The sequence below is a fragment of the Stenotrophomonas sp. STEN014 genome, assembly GCF_056760315.1.
Genome location: NZ_JBRREN010000005.1, coordinates 76,033 through 93,476, shown reverse-complemented (window position 1 = coordinate 93,476; position 17,444 = coordinate 76,033). Strand labels below are relative to the sequence as shown.

Genomic DNA, 17,444 nt, shown 5'->3' with positions numbered 1-17,444 from the left:
TGGCCGAGGCGGTGGCTTTGCGCGGCAGGCAAGCGGGGGCCGATCAGCTACGCCTGGAGTTCCTGGCCCTCCTGCGCGAACCGCAACGGGCTGATTGTGCGACGCCGGTGCGACGTGGCTCGTTGCCGCGCGCCATGTTTTACCGGGGGATGGGGCGGTTTTACGCGTCCAGCAAGCCGCGTTCGATCAGCCACGCCCTGGCGTCTTCGGCATCCTGCTCGAACCACGCCCGGGTAGACCCCAGTCGATACGTGTATCCCCACGTATCCATGTCGGCCATCAGGCGCGTGCTGCCGACGCCGGGCAGCTGTCCGGCCAGCACGATCTGCAGATAGCAGGTGGCATCTTCCTCGGCCACCGAATCGGTGGCATCGGTATGCACCAGGGCGCGACGCTCCGGCGGCAGCACGATCAGGTGGCAGGCCTCGTGCAACATCGAATGCACGGGAGTGTCATCACGCACGTACACGTCGCTGCCGATGATGCCGGCTTCCGGCTCGCCCCAGTAGCTGCCCGGGATCGTCCCGCCGGCGGCGATATGGTTCAGGCGCAGGCCATGGCCGGCGAGCAGCGCGACGGCATCGCCCCACTGGATATCGCCGACACAGGTCACGGCCACGTCTGGCCCGGAGAGGGGGGATGGGTTCACGGAAGGCACACTCCCGGCGGCCAGCGCCGCCGGGTGGAGATCACTTGTCGTCAGGCAGGGCGACGGAGATGTCGAGCACGTCGTTGGCGCCATCCTTGACGAGGTCGACCTTGACCGCATCGGCGTCGATATTGACGTACTTCTTGATCACTTCCAGCAGTTCGCGCTGCAGCAGTGGCAGGTAGTCGGGGCCGCCACGGGTGCTGCGTTCCTGCGCGATGATGATCTGCAGGCGGTTTTTCGCGGTTTCGGCGGTGTTCTTCTTCTGTTTCAGGAAGTCGAGCAGTCCCATGCTTATCCTCCAAACAGCTTGCTGAAGAAGCCCTTTTTCTCAACCGAAATGAAGCGCATCGGGCGCTCCTCGCCAAGGATGCGGCTGACCGCGTCCTCGTAGGCCTGGCCGGCCGGGGATTCGCTGTCCAGGATCACCGGTTCGCCCTTGTTGGATGCATTGAGCACGTCGCCGGACTCGGGAATGACGCCAATGGCTTTCAGGCCCAGCACTTCCTCCACGTCGGCAATGCTGAGCATCTCGCCGGTTTCCACGCGCGGCGCGCTGTAGCGCGTCAGCAGCAGGTAGGCCGGGACGTCCTTGCCGGCTTCGGCGCGGGCGGTCTTGGAGTCGAGCAGGCCGATGATGCGGTCCGAGTCGCGCACCGACGACACTTCCGGGTTCACCACCACCACGGCGCGGTCGGCGAAGTACATCGCCAGGAAGGCGCCCTTCTCGATGCCGGCCGGCGAGTCGCAGATGATGAAATCGAAGCCGTCGGCAGCCAGGTCCTTGAGTACCTTCTCCACGCCTTCCTTGTTCAGTGCGTCCTTGTCGCGGGTCTGCGAGGCGGCCAGCACGTACAGGTTGTCAAAGCGCTTGTCCTTGATCATGGCCTGCTTCAGTGTGGCTTCGCCGTGGACAACGTTGACGAAGTCGTACACCACGCGGCGCTCGCAGCCCATGATCAGGTCGAGGTTGCGCAGGCCCACGTCGAAGTCGATGACGGCGACTTTCTTGCCGCGACGGGCGAGCCCGCAGGCGAGGCTGGCGCTGGAGGTGGTCTTGCCGACGCCGCCTTTGCCGGAGGTGACTACGATGATTTCAGCCAAAGGACTTCTCCTGGGTATTCGTTTTGGGCCGCGTCAATCCAGCGCGGCAATCATGATCTGGTCCTGTTCCAGCCACACCTGCACGGCTTTGCCGCGCAGGGTGTCGGGAATATCGTCCAGCACCTTATAACGTCCAGCAATGGCGACCAGTTCAGCGTGGAAGTCGCGGCAGAAAATGCGTGCCGCGGTGTTGCCTTGCGCGCCGGCCAATGCCCGGCCGCGCAGCGTACCGTAGATATGGATGCTGCCGTCGGCGATCACCTCGGCACCGGCACCCACGGTTGAAAGTACAGTCAGGTCGCAGTTTTCGGCATACAGCTGCTGGCCCGAGCGGACCGTGCCCAGTTGCATGCGTCCTGGCTGCGCGGGCGCTGCGGCGGGGACGGGCGCTGCAGGCGCAGGTTCCGGCGCACGGCGTTGCGGCGCGGGCGCTGCGGCCGGTTCGGCATCAGCGCGCTCGTACTGGGCGCGGAACTTGGCCAGCAGGGGCAGCCCCAGCTGTTGGGCCAGCACTTCGGTGTCCTGGGTGCCATAGGCCAATGCCACCGGCAGCACGCCTGCCTCACGCAGTCCGTTCAACAAGGCCTGTGCGGTCGCCAGATCCGGCACCTGGCTGAGCCCGCCGAAATCCAGAATCACCGCCGCGCGTCCGAACAGCTTGGGCGCGCGGGTGACGCGATCACGCATTTCCTGGCTCAGGCGCTCCACATCCAGGGTGCGGATGCGCAGGTTGGCAATGCCGACCTGCCCGATTTTCAGTTCACCCGCCTGTTCGAAATCCAAATTCACTGCCATCTCAAGTTCCCGTCGGCCGCTGCTGCAGCGGTCGGCGTGTGTGGCCCACCCACGGTACGTCGGGCAGGTTGTCGCCATAGGTTTGATGCACCCATTCGTAGCTGCACAGGTCCTTGAGCAGCATGCTGGTGCGCACGTCCACGTCGGGCATGGTGTTCTGGCCGACTTCGCGGAAGCCGAAACTGCCATGGAAGAGCAGTGCGGCGTCGGCGCCATGGTCCAGGAACACCTCGCAGGCCATCTGTGGATAGCGAAGTTCCGCATAGCTCTGCGCATCGGCATAGAACGCGCGGCCCACGCCACCGCCGCGGCGACGGCTGGCCACCACGATGCGGTCGATATAGAAGAAGCTGGGATAGCGCTGCTGGAACCACGCGTAGTTGCAGCTGTCATGGGCGCTGCCGCTGCCATAGCCGACGAGGAACCCGGCCAGGTTGCCATCGCGCTCGGCCACCCGGAAATATTCGGCGGTTTCGTAGAAACGGCGGAGTTTTGCCGCGTCCAGCGGGAGGATCGCCAAGCCGGCATTGTTGTTCAGTGCCAGAACGGAATCGAGCTCATGCTCGAGCACGTCGCGGATGACAATCGACATTGTGACTCCGTGGGGTGAAACGGTCGGCCTGTGGAGGCTGTGCGGCGAATTATCGCATGGGTGGCCGGAGCCGGGCGAGCCGGCGCGGGCATGACTTCCGAGGGAGGGCGCAACCTGCCGCATATCCTTACTATGCCGGGATGTTGGGATACCTCAGCCACACCCGCGTTCTCCGCCTGGCCGGCCTTTTCACCTGGGCGCTGGTCAGCCTGCCGTTGATCTACACCCAGTACGCGCCGGAGGAGGGCGTGGCGCAGCCGGCGGCCGGAGAGGCGGCATGGCTGTTTGTGGCCTATCTGGTGTTCGGCGGCTGCTACTTCTGGCTCACCCGCGGGCTGAAAGCCTCCGGCCATACCAACTGGTATGACCGCACGGTGCTGCTGGTGCTGACGGTTTCGGCGCTGGCGGTGAGCTATCTCTCGGCCACCGGCCTGGGCAGCATCCTGATGATGGTGGCCGCCGGGGTGATTCCATGGCTGCTGAGCAAGCGGGTGGGGATCGTCTGGCTGGTCCTGAGCCAGTTGGCGGTGTTTCCGGTCTACAACCTGATCCTCGGCCTGCCGTTGTTCGAGGCCCTGCTGCAGTCGCTGCTGTACGGCGGTTTTTCCATGTTCCTGTTCGTTACCAGCCTGGTGGCGCGCCAGCAGACCCAGGCGCGGGAGGAGCAGCGCCGGCTGAATGCGGAGCTGCGGGCCACCCGTCTATTGCTGGCCGAAAGCGCCCGGGTCAATGAGCGCACCCGCATCTCGCGCGAGCTGCATGATCTGCTGGGCCACCACCTGACCGCGCTGAGCCTGAATCTGGAGGTGGCCGGACATATCACCGAGGGCCAGGCCCAGGAGCATGTCCGTCAGGCGCATACGCTGGCCAAACTGTTGTTGACCGACGTGCGCGAAGCTGTGAGCCAGCTGCGGGAGAGCGGCGCGATCGATCTGGCGGCGGCGCTGCGGCCGCTGACCGAGCGGGTGCCCTCGCTGGACATCCATCTGGAGATGGACGAGCCGTTGAACGTGGAGGACCCCGAGCGCGCCCATGTGCTGCTGCGCTGTACCCAGGAGATCATCACCAACGCGGTGCGCCACGCCGGTGCCCGCAACCTGTGGATCCGGGTCCATCGGGAAGATGGCCAGGTCGTGATCGTCGCGCATGATGACGGGATCGGTGGCGAGGTGGACGAGATACTGCCGGGCAACGGTCTGCGTGGCATGCGTGAGCGCCTGGTTCAATATGGGGGGGCGCTGGAGGTGTCCATGCGGCGCGGTGAGGGCTTCCGTCTTCGCGCCTCATTGCCGGGCGTAACCAATATGATGCTGGCCTCCGGGCCCCAAGGAGTGAGTTGATGATCCGTGTCTGCCTGGTCGATGACCAAACCCTGGTACGGCAGGGCATCCGTTCGCTGCTGGCGCTGGATGACAGTATCGAGGTGGTGGCCGAGGCCACCGATGGCCGCCAGGCGGTGGAGATCATTCCGCAGGTCGCGCCCGATGTGGTGCTGATGGACATGCGCATGCCGGTGATGTCCGGCCTGGAGGCGCTGCAGACGCTGTCGCGGCTGGGCCAGTTGCCGCCGGCGATCATCCTGACGACCTTCGATGACGACCAGCTGGTGCTGGCCGGGCTCAAGGCCGGGGCCAAGGGCTACCTGCTCAAGGATGTGACCCTGGAGCAGCTGGTCGGTGCGATCCGCACCGTCGCCGATGGCGGCTCGCTGGTGCAGCCGGCCGTCACCCAGCGGCTGCTGTCGGGGCTGGAGCACATGCGCAACGAATTTGTCAGCCTGGACCGCCCCGATCCGCTCACCGACCGCGAGACCGAAATCCTGCGGCTGATGGCCAGCGGTTTCTCCAACAAGGAGATCGCCAACTCGCTGGGCGTGGCCGAAGGCACCATCAAGAACCACGTGTCCAACATCCTGTCCAAGCTGGGGGTGCGCGACCGCACGCGGGCGGTGCTCAAAGCCTTCGAACTCCAGCTGGTCTGAAGTGGTGGGAGTGAAAAATCGGGCCCGGCCGGTTTCCGTGCTGGCGTTAGGGTCCGGTGAGGATGGAAAATAGCCGCAACCGGCCCTCGGCCGTGTCGGGTCCGCAGGTGGCGGGGCTCCTGATCCGGGAGCGGAACGCCGCGCTTTGCAGCCCTCAACCCATGTTCCGTACCAGGCAGGGAAACCGGTGCGTCAATTCTGTCAACAACCTGCGCAAAGCCTGATAGGATGGCGGCTTCGCTTCAATCAACCCGGCCGTGGGATCGGCCACGGAGACTCTCTGAATGACCCGTATTATCGAGTTCCTGATTGCCCTGGGGATCGTGGCTGGCCTGTTCGTCATCATTGGCGTGTGCCTGCCGGGCGAGCGCCATATTTCTGAAAGCATCGAAACCAACCGCAAGATGACGATCGTGTATGACACGGTCAACAGCCTGCGCCGTTTCAAGGACTGGAATCCGCTGGTGCTGCGCGACAAGGGCATGGAACTGAAGCTCAGCGGTCCGGACGCCGGCGTCGGCGCCCGCCTGGATTACAGCTCCAAGGACAGCGCGCTGGGTAGCGGCAGCTGGGAAATCAAGGAAAGCGAAAAGAACAAGCTGGTGCGTATCGCCATCGAGGACCCGACCCGGGGCCACGACAAGGTCACCACTTTCACTCTTGAGCCGACCGGCAAGAACGACCGCAACGTCAAGATCACCCAGGACTACTCCGTCAAGTACGGCATGGACCTGTTTGGTCGTTACGCCGGCCTGTACGTGAGCCGCCATATCGGTGATGACGTCAAGCTGGGTCTGTCACGCATGGCCAACATGCTGGCGACGGTACCGAACGTCGACTACCGCGCTGCCGAAGCCCCGTTGACCGATCTGAAGATCGTTGACGTTCCGGCCGAGGATCTGCTGGTCGTCAATGCCGGCAACATCGATCGCAACAACGACACCATCCGCAAGTCCATCCAGGACAACCAGGAATGGATCAAGCGCACGATGGAGGCTAATGGCCTGGAAGCTGCCGGTCCGGTGCGCATCGTCACCACCGACTTTGCCGCTGACAAGTACGCCTTCGACGTGGCCCAGCCGGTCCGCAAGAAGAGTGGTGCCGCCGCCGCTGCCGACAAGCAGGAAGGTGATGCTGCCAAGACCGAGGCTCCGGCCGCTGTGGCTGCGACCGACGGCAAGTTGAACGTGAAGATTCCGGCCGGCAACCCGGTGACGTATTCGCACGTTCCGGCGCACCGTTCGGCCTTCGCTTCCTACGCCGGTCACATGGCGGGCCTGGATATCGCGCGCAACGCACTGCGTGCCTGGGCGACCACCCACGGCAACGAAGTGATCGACCGTCCGTACGAATCCTGGAAGGGTGGCGTCGACAAGGCGTTCACCACTGACGGTACGTATGACGTTTACTGGTCGGTGAAGTAATTCGCTGTCACAGCGGATGAACTGATCTGCCCTGAAACGCGCCGCTTCTTGCGGCGCGTTTTTTTTTGAGCCGCGCCAAGGCGCAAGTGGAGAAGTGGAATGATGCTGGGGCTGGAACGACGTGCGCGCAAATCTTCTTTCCTGGCGTTCAGTGGCGGGCTGCTGGCGGCGCTGGCCATCGGTCTTTCGGCCTACGCGTCACATGGGCTCAATGAGCCACTGGCGCAGTCGAACCTCAACACTGCCGCGCTGTACCTGTTCGGGCATGGCGCAGTGCTGGCGATACTCGGCCCGGCCTCGCTGAACACCCTGGGGCGAAGTGCGCTTTACGTGCTGCTGCTGGGGGTGCTGCTGTTTTCCGGCAGTCTGGCCGCCGGGGTGCTGGCGGGCTGGACGACGCGGCTGGCGCCCGCGGGCGGCATGTTGCTGATGGGCGGCTGGGTGCTGCTGGCCATTGCCGCGCTGCGGCGCTGACGTCAGGTCCCGCCGTCGACGCGGGTTCGACCCCGGCCTTGCGCATCCCCATCCGCTGCGTGATCACCGCGCTGGGGTCGGGATCAGGCGACTGGGGCCGATCCGCGGCGGCCAAGGCTGGGCGGTGGCGATGCTGCCGATGTTCCCGCTGGGCCGGACCGATATCCTGCCCATCGACGGCCATGGCATCGGCAAGAAAGTGCAACGGGTGGACGGGAGCGCAGCGCCGCCCACGTCGCCCACGCCGCGCGCACTGCCGGCCCGGGGCGAGCGCCGGGGCCTGGATCGCAGCTGGGCCATCCGGTCCCTGTGGCGGATAGCCGATTTCCCCGAAGCCTCACGTGCGGAAACCGGTCGTTTGCAGGCGTCAGCGCGATCGGCAGCGCCAACGGCCCGCGGGCCGGTTCCTGGCAACGAGCGAGTCTGCATGCTGGCGGCAGACGATGCAGGGGATGGGCGCGGCGACGGCAGGCGGGTTCCTGCCCGTCGCTTACCCCCGCAAAACGGGGGACGCTGGCGCCTGCGAACAGGGCGGGCGATATCGCTGGTGGTCATCGCCACGGCCGGCGTGGCACGCCGGCGTGAGGCCCGTGCCGGCGACGCCCAGAGGCCGCTCAGGGAGTGGTGCGGCGGAAGCACCAGTGCCAGGGCTCGTAGACGATGCCGTGCGGGTTGTCGCGCGGATAGCTCATGTGGAATCCGAAGTCGCCGGCCCGTCTCTGCAGCCAGCTGAAGGCGGCGGTGTGTTCGAACGACTCCTCGGCCGCCGGTGCGTCCGGAGCGCTGATGTCCAGCGCGTTGCCGCCATGGTGTTCGCTGTAACCGGGCGCGGCATTGACGGTGAGGATCTGCGCCACGTCCAGACCGCGCGCCAGCTTGCGTTCAAAAATTCCGAGCTGATAGGCATGGCTGCGGTAGCCTGAGATCGCCTCCAGTGCGATGCCGTCAAGGGAGGCGGTGTGCTGCATGCGCTGCCAGGCACGGCTGGCGCCCCGGGTCAGCCACAGTGGCCGGCGGTAGCGGTCGAATCCGGCCAGATGCAGGTGCGCCGGTTCGGCGATCAGCCACAGGCCGGTGTGGCTGGCGTAGCCGGTACTGTGCAGGCCGAGCTGGTCCAGACGCTGCTGCAGCTGGTGCAGCGGAAGTTCGCCCTCCGGTGGCGGAACACGGGCCGGGGTTGCCAGCGTGGCATCCAGTGCCGCCATTGCCGGTTCGATGCCGGGCTCCGTCTGCAGGCGGCTGACCAGCGGCATCAGCCCATGCGGCAGTTGCACCGCCAGATAGCGGCCATCGCGCTTGCGGCGCAGCACGTGACTTGCCTGTGACAGCAGGCGGGCATCGTGGTTGCTGCGCGCCCGCAGCAGGCCACCGGGCCAGATCTCGATATCGGGCGTGTTGATCAGGATATGAGGGACATTGCGCATGGGGGCAGCTTAGGCACGGGGCAGGTTGTCGGCCAGCCGTTTGAGTTCCTCCAGCAGGGCGCGCGGCTGCACCGGGCTGAGCAGCACGCTGCTGCCATCGCGCAGGGGCAGCACCAGCACGCGGCGGTTGTCGGTGATCAGGCAGAAGCCCTTGCTGCCGTCCTTCATGCGGAAGTGGCCGGCGCGAAAGCCGGGCATCTGGAAACCGTTGGTTTTCACGGCGGGTTTGAAGTCCGGGTTCTCGTCGAAGTCGACCACGCGGGCGCGGTCCAGTCGCATGGCACTGATCGGCACCTGCTTGCTGTACAGCGTGCTGGCGATTTTCAGCTGCCGGGCATCCAGCTGCAGATGACGCCGCCGGTAGGCCAGGGTCAAGCCGGCAGTGATCAGTGGCAGAACCAGCAACGGGCCCCAAGAGGCGAACGCGGCGGTGACCGGGGGCTTGCCTGCGAACAGCTGGATCAGTGGGTTGATGCAGATCACCAGCAGCACGGGACCCCACAGCCACAGCAGGGACGTCGCCGCCGGTGCGGCCAGCGGGATGGACTGCGCTGGAATCGATGGGGTCTGCGGTCTCATGGCCGGGTCTTGATCCACCGCGCGATGTCGCCGATCAGCACCTGTTCCACATGGCCGGGCCGGGAGTATTCCTCCAGTGAGCTTTTGCCTTCGCCGGTGATACCCAGATGGTTGAGCGCGGGGTAATGCCGGAACTGGTAGCGCTCCCCCTGCAGTCCCTGGTTCCAGCGCTGCCAGTCGGCATCGATCACCTGGAAGTCGCGGCCGCCCTGCAGCAGCAACACCGGCAGGGCGGTGCTGCGGGCATCGGCAACGGGGTCCACCTGTTCCAGTTGCTGCCAGAAGCGCCCGGGCAGGTTCATCAACGTGGCATCCGGATCGCGGCGTACGGTGGCGATCGCGGCTGCCAGCGCGTCCAGCTGCGCCTGTTCGGCAGTGCTGATGCTGCCGTCCAGCCCGGCCATGTAGCGGTTCTGTTCGGCCAGCAGATCGAGGATCGGCCGCGCCGGCGCGGCAAGCAGCACCAGACCGGCGATCTTGCCGCTGGCGTTGGCGATGCGACCGGCCAGCAGGCCGCCCTGGCTGTGGCCGAGCACATAGATGTGGTCGGGATCGATCCGCGGGCTGCCAGCCAGCGCCGCCACGGCGGCGACGGCATCGTCGGTGGTCTCATCATCGATGCTGAAAGCGCCGTTGAACTCCTGCGGTCGCGCATAAGTGCGTTTGTCGTAGCGCAGTACGGCGATCCCCTGCGCGGCCAGGCCGCGGGCGAGATCCAGGAACGGGCGGTTCGGACCGATGGTCTCGTCGCGGTCCTGCGGGCCTGAGCCATGGACCAGTACCACCGCCGGGAACGGGCCCGGGCCCTTGGGCAGTGCCAGCGTGCCGGGCAGGGCGGCTTTGGCGCTATGCGGGGCCGGCACGCTGAAAGCCTGTTCGCTGAAACCGGCATCGGCGGCCGGGGCGGCGGCGGGCGGTGGCGCCGCCGGTTGCACCAGAAAGCCGGTGATCCGGTCGTCTTCGTCGAATGCGATCCGCGCCTGCAGCTGGCCGTTGGCGTAGTCCAGCGGGACGATGACGATGCGATAGCCGCCTTCCTCGCTGGTGCGGGCCTCGCCGCGCTTGCCGGTGGCCCCCAGCTGCGCGGTCAGCGATTCCCATACCGCCTTGAGCCTGTCGGCCGGAACCGCGGCCTTCATCTGCGGCGAGAACATCGCCTCGGCGGTGCTGTACCGGCCGGCATCGAGCTGGTCGAGCAGGCGCGTGGCCAACGCGGCCGGGTCCGCGGCAAAGGCGGTGCTGGAGAAGGCGAGCAGCGTGCCCGCAATCCACGCGTTGAGCCTGGGCATCACTGCTCCTTCTTGAACACCAGCGTGGGCGAGGAAGTGGTGGGCAGGGCATGGACCACGTTCACCAGCTCCCACCCCTGGCGCCCATGCTTGTCCAGCTGCTCCTGCAGGCTCTCGGGCTTGAACGTGCCCCACATGCTGGTTTCGGCTTTGACGACCAGATACTTCCACTGCTTGCTCATGACTCCTCCTTGTTCGAATCATCCGGTGCGGGTCGGGGCAGGCGCCCGGCCTTGCGCAGGGCGTCGCGGATCACGTACTCGATCTGCGCGTTGAGACTGCGCAGCTCGTCGTCGGCCCACCGCTGGGCAGCCGCCAGGACTTCGGCGTTGATGCGCAGCGGATAGGCCTTCTTCTCGCTCACGGGCGTGGCGCTCCATCGCCGCCGCGGCGCAGGTGCATCACCAGCGAGATGCCCAGCGCATTGACCGCGATCACCAGCGCGACGATCACTCCGTAGACGATGGTCTGCTGGTCGCCGGCCAGGTGGAGACCAATGCCGCCGACAAACAGGCACAGCGCGATCAGCGCCCAGCGCAGGCCGATGCCGCGGGCGTGGGCGGTGCCGGGGCGTCCGCTCCACACCGCGAAGCACAGCGCCGGAATGCCGGTGGCGGCGATGATCAGGGGGGCGAAGACATTCACTGCGGTCACCTCAGGATGTTGTTCAGTACAGCGAGCCGGCGTTGACGATCGGCTGGGTGCCACGATCCGAGCACAGCACGGTGAGCAGGTTGCCGACCATCTGCGCCTTGCGTTCCTCGTCCAGCTGTACCACGGCATTTTTCTGCAGCTCCAGCAGGGCCATTTCGACCATGCCCACCGCGCCGGCCACGATCTGCGTGCGGGCGGCGATCACCGCGCTGGCCTGCTGCCGCTGCAGCATCGCCTGGGCGATTTCCGGGGCGTAGGCCAGGTGGCTGATGCGTGCGTCCAGCACCTGCACGCCGGCATCGGCCAGACGCTCGGCCAACTCGTTTTTCAGGTGCTGGGAGATCTCGGCGGCATGGCTGCGCAGCGCGAGCTGGCCAGCGGTGTGCTGGTCGTACGGATAGCTGGTGGCCATCGCGCGCAGCGCCGATTCGGACTGGATATGCACGAAACTTTCGTAGTCGTCGACGTTGTAGACCGCCTCGGAGGCGTCCACGACCTGCCAGACGATGACCGCGGCGATCTCGATCGGCGAGCCGTCCAGCTCGTTGACCTTGAGCTTGCCGCTCTCGAAATTGCGCACGCGCTGGCTGACCTTGCGCTTGGTGAAGAACGGGTTGTTCCAGCGCAGGCCGTTGTCCTTGACCGTGCCGACGTACTTGCCGAACAGGCTCAGCACCGCGGCCTGGTTGGGCTGCACCATGTACAGGCCGCAGCTCAGGAAGAGGCCCAGGCTCACCAGCACGATGCCGGCCAGTACCAGCAGGCCACCGCCACCCGCGCCGGATTTGGTCAGTACCACGGCGAAAATGATGGCGGCCGCGCCCGCCAGCATCAGCGCGAGTGTGCCGAGCAGGGTGGGAATGCCGGACAGGGAACCGATCGACTTCTCTTTCATGGCACATCTTCCGTGGTAGTTGGATGGGAAGATATCAAATTGATATCAACATGCAAGTGGGTGCCGGTGGCGGGCGGGCAGCAGTGCTGCGCCGGCGTGACCCGGTGTCGCGCGGGCCTGGGTTTGGGCCAACGGCCGCGGTTTCTGTTGCCGCTGCTGATGGGCAGTCGGACGCCTCGGGCAGCGGCGCGGGGAACGGCTCGCAGGGGGCGGTTTCCGCCAGGGTTGCCTAGAATGTGCACCCTCTTTCGCGCTTTCCCGGAACCGTCTGATGATCACCCTTGGTACCCCGCTGTCTCCGTCCGCCACCCGCGTCCTGCTGCTCGGTTCCGGCGAACTGGGCAAGGAAGTGGCCATCGAGCTGCAGCGCTTCGGGGTGGAGGTCATCGCTGCCGACCGCTACGCCAACGCGCCGGCGATGCAGGTGGCGCACCGCAGCCATGTCATCGACATGCTCGACCCGGTCGCGCTGAAGGCGCTGATCGCGCAGGAGCAGCCGCATCTGGTGGTGCCGGAGATCGAGGCCATCCATACCGAAACCCTGGTGCAGCTGGAAGCCGCGCAGGGCCTGCGGGTGATCCCGACCGCGCGGGCCGCGCGCCTGACCATGGACCGCGAAGGCATCCGCCGGCTGGCGGCCGAAACCCTGGGCCTGCCGACCTCGCCGTACCGCTTCGTCGATACCGAGGCCGAGTACCGCGAGGCGGTGGCCGCGATCGGCCTGCCCTGCGTGGTCAAGCCGGTGATGTCGTCCTCGGGCAAGGGCCAGAGCACGCTGCGCAGCGAGGGCGATATCGGCCCGGCCTGGGACTACGCGCAGACCGGCGGCCGCGCCGGTGCCGGCCGCTGCATCGTCGAAGGCTTCATCGATTTCGATTACGAGATCACCCTGCTGACCGTGCGCCATGCGGGGGGTACCGCGTTCTGCGATCCGGTCGGGCATCTGCAGAAGGATGGCGACTACCGCGAGAGCTGGCAGCCGCAGGCGATGTCGGCCAGGGCGCTGGAGAGTGCGCAGCAGATCGCCCGCGCCATCACCGACGATCTGGGCGGCTGGGGCCTGTTCGGCGTGGAGTTGTTCGTGAAGGGCGACGCGGTGTGGTTCAGCGAGGTCTCCCCCCGCCCGCACGATACCGGACTGGTGACCCTGGTGTCGCAGGAGCTGAGCGAATTCGCGCTGCACGCACGCGCCATTCTCGGCCTGCCGATCCCGACCATCCGCCACTACGGGGCGTCGGCCTCCTGCGCGTTGCTGGCACAGGGCCATGGCGTGCCGTTCTTCAGCAATGTGACCGAAGCACTGGTCCATCCGGATTCGGCACTGCGCCTGTTCGGCAAGCCGGTGGTGGAAGGCCAGCGCCGGGTCGGTGTGACTCTGGCGCGCGCGGCGGATGTGGAGCAGGCGCGTGCGATCGCGCGGGATGCCGCAGCGGCCATCGGCATCGAGTTGCGCAGCTGAGTACACACCGCAGCGCAATGAAAAACGCCGGCGATTGCCGGCGTTTTTTGTTCAGGGTGGAGGCGGGTCAGCGCACGTCGACCCAGACCAGGTGATGGTCGCTGCCATCGGCGATCTTCGCCTCGGGACGGTCGCTGGCCGGCCAGAACACGCCGCTGCCCACGTGCTGGAATCCGGTCGAGGGCAGCACGTAGTCCAGCCGCATCGTGCCCGAGCGCGGGCCGAAATCGCCGGTGGCATGCTGTGGCGCGCCGTGGCGGAGCAGGCCCTTGCCGGCATACCTCAGTCCGGTCTCCTCGGCGCCCTTGCTGCTGGGCGTGGGGTAGCGCAGCACGCGCGGATGTTCGAGCAGTTCGAGGATGCCCTCGTGGCGGCCATCGCCATCGACCGGGTCATTGTTGAGGTCACCGACGATCACAAAGCGCGCGTCGCCGGCCAGACCGCCGCAGCGGTGCTGGTCATCGCACAGCCACGGCTTGTCGCCGCCATCCAGATATTCCTTCCACAGCCGCAGTTCGTCGTGGTTGCGGGCGGCGTTGCGCTTCTCCTTGCCATCGAACACCGGCGGAGTCGGGTGCGAGGCCAGCACGTGCACGGTGCCCAGCGGGGTCTTCACCGGCACATCCCAGTGGGACTTGGACGACAGCCGCAGCTGTGACCAGACCGTATCGTTCCAGAACGGGGCGCCGCTTTCCGGATCGACCGGGCGCAGTGCGCCGGGCATCGTGCTCCACTTCAACAGCTGGAAAGTGCGTACCGCCGCCGCGTCGATCGGGTACCGGGACAGCACCAGCATGCCGTACTGGCCCGGATGCAGACCGTAGCCCCAGGCATCGTTGCCGCGGTCGCGGCCGGTGCCGCCGATCTCGCCGTTGTTGTCCAGATCCAGCCCGCTGGGCACGCCGGTGTTGACCGGGGCCAGGTAGCGGTAGGCGTAGTGCAGTGGCTGGCCGCCGCCAGGCTGGGCGACTTCCAGATAGCGCTGCTGGAACAGGTCGGCCGCACGGTGGGCCTCGTCGAAATCGAACTCGTTGAGCAGCACCAGATCCGGGCGGGTCTGCTGCAGCACCGCGGCGATCTTGCGCGCATGCGCGCTGTCGCCCTGCAACTGGCGGATCAGTCCGCCGGTCTCATCCGAATACAGCGAGGTGTTGTAGGTGGCCAGACGCAACTGGCTGGCGGAGGTGTCGGGCATCGCGGATGTCCGCTCGTCGGTTTGTGCGCAGGCGCTGCACAGCAGGGCAGCGGCGGCGATCAGGGCATGGGCTTTCATGCCGCTATTGTGTACCGGTTGAGGTGTCAGGCGTTTGTCAGGGGCTGTCCGGCAATGCGCCGAAATCGACCCAGCGTCGGCCGTCATAGGCTTCCAGCGGCTGGTAGCGACGCTTGTAGTCCATCTTGCGGTGGCCGCGGATCCAGTAGCCCAGGTACAGGTGCGGCAGCGATTCGCGCTGTGCCCAGGCGATCTGCTGGAGGATCGCGTAGGTGCCCAGGCTGCGCGCCTGCTCGCCCGGGTCGAAGAAGGTATAGACCGCCGACAGCCCCTGCTCGGTGACATCGGTGACCGCCACCGCCAGCAGGCGTCCGCGCTGATCGTCGATCCGGGCGGCGCGGATTTCCAGGAACCGGCTGTGCGGCCAGCTGCCGATCAGGAACTGGTCGAACTCGTGCGGACCGTGGTTGTCCATGCCACCGTTGGCATGCCGCTGGCCCAGATAGCGCTGGTACAGCGCGAACTGTTCCTCGGTACGTTCGGCCGGCACCACCCGGCATTCCAGATCCGCATTGCGTGCCAGACAGCGGCGCTGGCTGCGGTCGGCCAGGAAACGTTCTGCCGGAATTCGTACCGGCACACAGGCGTGACAGTGGGCGCAGTGCGGGCGGTAGACCAGATCCCCGGAACGGCGAAAGCCCCAGCCCAGCGCCGTCGGATACAGCGCTCCGAGCCGGGCGTCCTGCGGATCCAGCACCAGGTCGCGGGCCTGCCGGTCCGGCCAGTAGCCGCAGGGGTGCTCTCCTGTCTGGAACAGGCGCAGCTCTTCGTTCGGGTTGCCTTGCAGTGCCATGTCCACAGCATAGCCGCCAGCGGTCGCAAATCCTGCGCCTGTCTGAGTGATGAATACGGCCCGGTTCGCGGTCAACGGCGCAGGCCACCGCGCGTTGACGGTAACGAGGACGCACTGTCGCGTCCGTTCCACCACCCCAGGGAGTCATACCATGACCCGACGCAAGCCCCTTCTCCTGCTGGCCATGCTGCTGGCGACCTCCGTAACCGGCCTGGCCGTGGCCGCCAGTCCGACCCCGGCCAAGCCGATGGCGCCGCGGATGGATGCCAACGGCGACGGCGTGATTGATCGGCAGGAGGCCGCCGCGCATCCGCGTCTGGCCCAGCGTTTCGACGAATTGGACAAGAACAAGGACGGCAAACTGGCCCGCGACGAGATGCCGGCACCCCGCCATGGCATGCGCCACGGCCGTCATCATGGCGGTCGCGATGGCGGCTTCATGATGCGCGGCATGGATGCGGACAATGACGGGCGTATCAGCGCCGCCGAGTACCGCGCCCACTTCGACAAGCTGGATGTCAACAAGGACGGTTACATCGACCAGGCCGATCGCGTGGCCCGGGCCGAGCAGCGTCGCGCCGAATGGTTTGCCAAGGCCGATACCGACAAGGACGGCAAGCTGAGCCCGGCCGAGCTGGAGGCGGCGCGCAAGGATGGCCCGCGTGGCGGGCATGGCGCGCATCGCGCAATGCCTTCGCATACGCCGGCGGCGAAGTAGGTACTGGCCAAGCAACCAACGACAACACCCCCGCTGGACTCAGCGGGGGTGTTGCGTGTGTGGCGTTCAACCTTGCCGGAAATGCAGCAGCTGCGTGCGCTGGCTTACTTGGTCAGCAGTGAGAACAACACCGCCCCCACCGTGAACACGGTGGCGCTGACCATTGCGGTGCGGCCGAACATGCTGCGATAGACCCAGCTGGGTCCAGTGCGGCCATGACGGGCCGCATCGCGTGCCAGCATGGGTGCCATCACCCGCGGCAGGGTGACCAGGTACTGGTAGTTCAACGCGATCATGCCGGCTGCCATGATGCCCAGGCCTGTCGCCAGCCCCAGGTTCAGCACCACCACGGCCAGAATGCTGCCGCAGAACAGCACGGTGGTCACGTTGTGCAGGCGCAGGAAGCGACGGACCCGTTCGCGCTCGTCGGCGGTCTCCGCATAACGAAGCAGGTACAGGCTGGCAATACACGCCGTGAGCATGCCGATGCCGATGCCGACGGCGATCAGCCAGAGGTCGTGGGGGTTGTGCATCAAGCTGTTGGCGACGGCACCGATCGAGCCTCCGGCGGCGCCGCCGCTGACGGTGTTGGCGCCCAGTCCGCCGGCCCCGAGCTTGCCGGCGCCCGCCATGCTGCCGATGGCAATGGCGCTGGCGGTGCCGGGCGCCGCCAACATCACCGCCGAACTGACGACTGCCGCGAACGCCGTACCCGGCGCACTGGCGCGGGCGAACTCGCCGAAGCGCTTGAGCATCTCCCCGCGCACGCTGGCGCGGGCGCGCGACAGGCGTTTGCGCACGGCCGCATCGCTCAGGCCCAGCAGCAGCGCGACCTGCTGCGAGCTCTGGCCTTCGCGGTAGAACAGCAGCAGGGTTTCGCGGCTGTCCTCGGGCAGCGCGGAGATGATCTCCGCCGCCGCCAGCTCTTCTTCCACCCGCATCAGCACGTCGGCGCCATTGGGCGAGGGGTCGGCCGCCATGCCGATGGCGATCTCGGCCGCCTCACCGCTGAGCGGGCGGTTGCGGTTGGCGCGCAGCCAGTCGCGGGCCAGATTGCGGGTGATCTGCCGCAGCCATGGCAGGAAGCTGGAGGTGTTGCTGAGCTGGTTGAGCTGCTGCCAGGCCTTGATGAAAGCTTCCTGGGCGATGTCCTCGCTGGCGTGCACGTCACGGGTGATCGCCAGTGCGATCGCCGTCACCGTGTTCTGGCAGACCGCCACGATGCGCCCATAGGACTGCATGCAGCCATTGCGGGCGGCAGGCAGGTCGCGTTGCAGGGTGGCTTCCAGCTGGGCGGTGGTCATCGGCGGCTCCGGTGGACGATGCAAGGCATGACGGACG

The 17,444-nt window shown here is 66.6% G+C and carries 21 protein-coding genes; 6 read left to right on the top strand and 15 right to left on the bottom strand.

Translation table 11 applies throughout. The features are described from left to right. Window positions 1–160 precede the first annotated feature (160 nt). From ACVOMC_RS08785 to ACVOMC_RS08765, 5 genes are read right to left on the bottom strand one after another with little or no spacing between them, the layout of a single operon-like run. Window positions 161–742, bottom strand: coding sequence for a hypothetical protein (locus ACVOMC_RS08785; RefSeq protein ID WP_481523635.1), 582 nt, complete (start codon window positions 740–742; stop codon window positions 161–163). Beyond that, window positions 690–941, bottom strand: a complete 252-nt coding sequence (minE, locus tag ACVOMC_RS08780; protein WP_054659534.1) for a cell division topological specificity factor MinE — start codon at window positions 939–941, stop codon at window positions 690–692. The genes ACVOMC_RS08785 and minE overlap by 53 nt, the downstream gene beginning before the upstream one ends. A 2-nt stretch (window positions 942–943) precedes the next feature. After that, window positions 944–1,753: a septum site-determining protein MinD gene (minD, locus tag ACVOMC_RS08775; RefSeq protein ID WP_054659532.1), complete on the bottom strand. Its 810-nt coding sequence runs from the start codon at window positions 1,751–1,753 to the stop codon at window positions 944–946. Window positions 1,754–1,786: 33 nt separating this feature from the next. After that, window positions 1,787–2,548, bottom strand: a complete 762-nt coding sequence (minC, locus tag ACVOMC_RS08770; protein WP_481523634.1) for a septum site-determining protein MinC — start codon at window positions 2,546–2,548, stop codon at window positions 1,787–1,789. 1 nt (window position 2,549) lies between these two features. Beyond that, entirely contained in the window at window positions 2,550–3,140 is a 591-nt protein-coding gene (locus tag ACVOMC_RS08765; RefSeq protein WP_054659603.1) for a GNAT family N-acetyltransferase, read from the bottom strand. Between the two features lie 140 nt (window positions 3,141–3,280). Here ACVOMC_RS08765 and ACVOMC_RS08760 point away from each other — a divergent pair, with 140 nt between their 5' ends. The 4 genes from ACVOMC_RS08760 to ACVOMC_RS08745 all read left to right on the top strand — a co-directional run bounded on the left by ACVOMC_RS08760 (window position 3,281) and on the right by ACVOMC_RS08745 (window position 7,019). Further along, a complete protein-coding gene (locus tag ACVOMC_RS08760; protein ID WP_054659605.1) occupies window positions 3,281–4,480 on the top strand; it encodes a sensor histidine kinase in 1,200 nt (399 codons plus the stop codon). Then, window positions 4,480–5,121, top strand: coding sequence for a response regulator (locus ACVOMC_RS08755; RefSeq protein WP_054659606.1), 642 nt, complete (start codon window positions 4,480–4,482; stop codon window positions 5,119–5,121). Before ACVOMC_RS08760 ends, ACVOMC_RS08755 begins: the two co-directional genes overlap by 1 nt. Window positions 5,122–5,405: 284 nt before the next feature. Further along, window positions 5,406–6,545 carry a polyketide cyclase gene (locus tag ACVOMC_RS08750; protein WP_481523633.1) on the top strand — a complete coding sequence of 380 codons (1,140 nt, stop codon included), beginning with the start codon at window positions 5,406–5,408 and terminating at the stop codon, window positions 6,543–6,545. Window positions 6,546–6,647: 102 nt separating this feature from the next. Beyond that, a complete protein-coding gene (locus ACVOMC_RS08745; protein WP_054659610.1) occupies window positions 6,648–7,019 on the top strand; it encodes a DUF423 domain-containing protein in 372 nt (123 codons plus the stop codon). Window positions 7,020–7,633: 614 nt separating this feature from the next. On the opposite strand, the gene ACVOMC_RS08740 is transcribed toward ACVOMC_RS08745, so the two are convergent. The 7 genes from ACVOMC_RS08740 to ACVOMC_RS08710 are packed head-to-tail and all read right to left on the bottom strand — an operon-like array spanning window position 7,634 to window position 11,860. Continuing rightward, entirely contained in the window at window positions 7,634–8,443 is an 810-nt protein-coding gene (locus tag ACVOMC_RS08740) for a M15 family metallopeptidase (RefSeq protein WP_481523632.1), read from the bottom strand. Window positions 8,444–8,452: 9 nt separating this feature from the next. Further along, entirely contained in the window at window positions 8,453–9,022 is a 570-nt protein-coding gene (locus tag ACVOMC_RS08735) for a PH domain-containing protein (protein ID WP_481523631.1), read from the bottom strand. Continuing rightward, complete coding sequence (locus tag ACVOMC_RS08730) at window positions 9,019–10,311, bottom strand: alpha/beta hydrolase (RefSeq protein ID WP_481523630.1); 1,293 nt, start codon at window positions 10,309–10,311, stop codon at window positions 9,019–9,021. The genes ACVOMC_RS08735 and ACVOMC_RS08730 overlap by 4 nt, the downstream gene beginning before the upstream one ends. Further along, window positions 10,311–10,493, bottom strand: coding sequence for a DUF4177 domain-containing protein (locus ACVOMC_RS08725; RefSeq protein ID WP_054660372.1), 183 nt, complete (start codon window positions 10,491–10,493; stop codon window positions 10,311–10,313). The genes ACVOMC_RS08730 and ACVOMC_RS08725 overlap by 1 nt, the downstream gene beginning before the upstream one ends. Further along, entirely contained in the window at window positions 10,490–10,675 is a 186-nt protein-coding gene (locus ACVOMC_RS08720) for a type II toxin-antitoxin system antitoxin (protein ID WP_054660374.1), read from the bottom strand. Before ACVOMC_RS08720 ends, ACVOMC_RS08725 begins: the two co-directional genes overlap by 4 nt. Then, on the bottom strand, window positions 10,672–10,956 hold the full coding sequence (locus tag ACVOMC_RS08715; RefSeq protein ID WP_481523629.1) for a hypothetical protein: 285 nt from the start codon (window positions 10,954–10,956) through the stop codon (window positions 10,672–10,674). Before ACVOMC_RS08715 ends, ACVOMC_RS08720 begins: the two co-directional genes overlap by 4 nt. A 22-nt stretch (window positions 10,957–10,978) precedes the next feature. Next, window positions 10,979–11,860 carry an SPFH domain-containing protein gene (locus ACVOMC_RS08710; protein WP_481523628.1) on the bottom strand — a complete coding sequence of 294 codons (882 nt, stop codon included), beginning with the start codon at window positions 11,858–11,860 and terminating at the stop codon, window positions 10,979–10,981. A gap of 271 nt (window positions 11,861–12,131) precedes the next feature. Between ACVOMC_RS08710 and purT the strand changes: the two genes are divergently transcribed. After that, on the top strand, window positions 12,132–13,319 hold the full coding sequence (purT, locus tag ACVOMC_RS08705; RefSeq protein WP_481523627.1) for a formate-dependent phosphoribosylglycinamide formyltransferase: 1,188 nt from the start codon (window positions 12,132–12,134) through the stop codon (window positions 13,317–13,319). Window positions 13,320–13,386: 67 nt separating this feature from the next. Here the strand turns inward: purT and ACVOMC_RS08700 are convergent, their stop codons facing one another. Together ACVOMC_RS08700 and ACVOMC_RS08695 are read right to left on the bottom strand one after the other, a co-directional pair. Beyond that, window positions 13,387–14,592 carry an endonuclease/exonuclease/phosphatase family protein gene (locus ACVOMC_RS08700; RefSeq protein ID WP_481523626.1) on the bottom strand — a complete coding sequence of 402 codons (1,206 nt, stop codon included), beginning with the start codon at window positions 14,590–14,592 and terminating at the stop codon, window positions 13,387–13,389. A gap of 37 nt (window positions 14,593–14,629) precedes the next feature. Continuing rightward, window positions 14,630–15,385 (bottom strand): arginyltransferase, encoded by a 756-nt coding sequence (locus ACVOMC_RS08695; RefSeq protein ID WP_481523625.1) that lies wholly within the window; start codon window positions 15,383–15,385, stop codon window positions 14,630–14,632. Between the two features lie 151 nt (window positions 15,386–15,536). Here ACVOMC_RS08695 and ACVOMC_RS08690 point away from each other — a divergent pair, with 151 nt between their 5' ends. After that, window positions 15,537–16,103, top strand: coding sequence for an EF-hand domain-containing protein (locus ACVOMC_RS08690; protein WP_481523624.1), 567 nt, complete (start codon window positions 15,537–15,539; stop codon window positions 16,101–16,103). Between the two features lie 104 nt (window positions 16,104–16,207). Here ACVOMC_RS08690 and ACVOMC_RS08685 read toward each other — a convergent pair whose 3' ends face one another. Next, the gene (locus ACVOMC_RS08685; RefSeq protein WP_481523623.1) at window positions 16,208–17,407 is read right to left on the bottom strand and encodes an RNA polymerase sigma factor; all 1,200 of its coding nucleotides are present in this window, start codon (window positions 17,405–17,407) and stop codon (window positions 16,208–16,210) included. Window positions 17,408–17,444 lie beyond the last annotated feature (37 nt).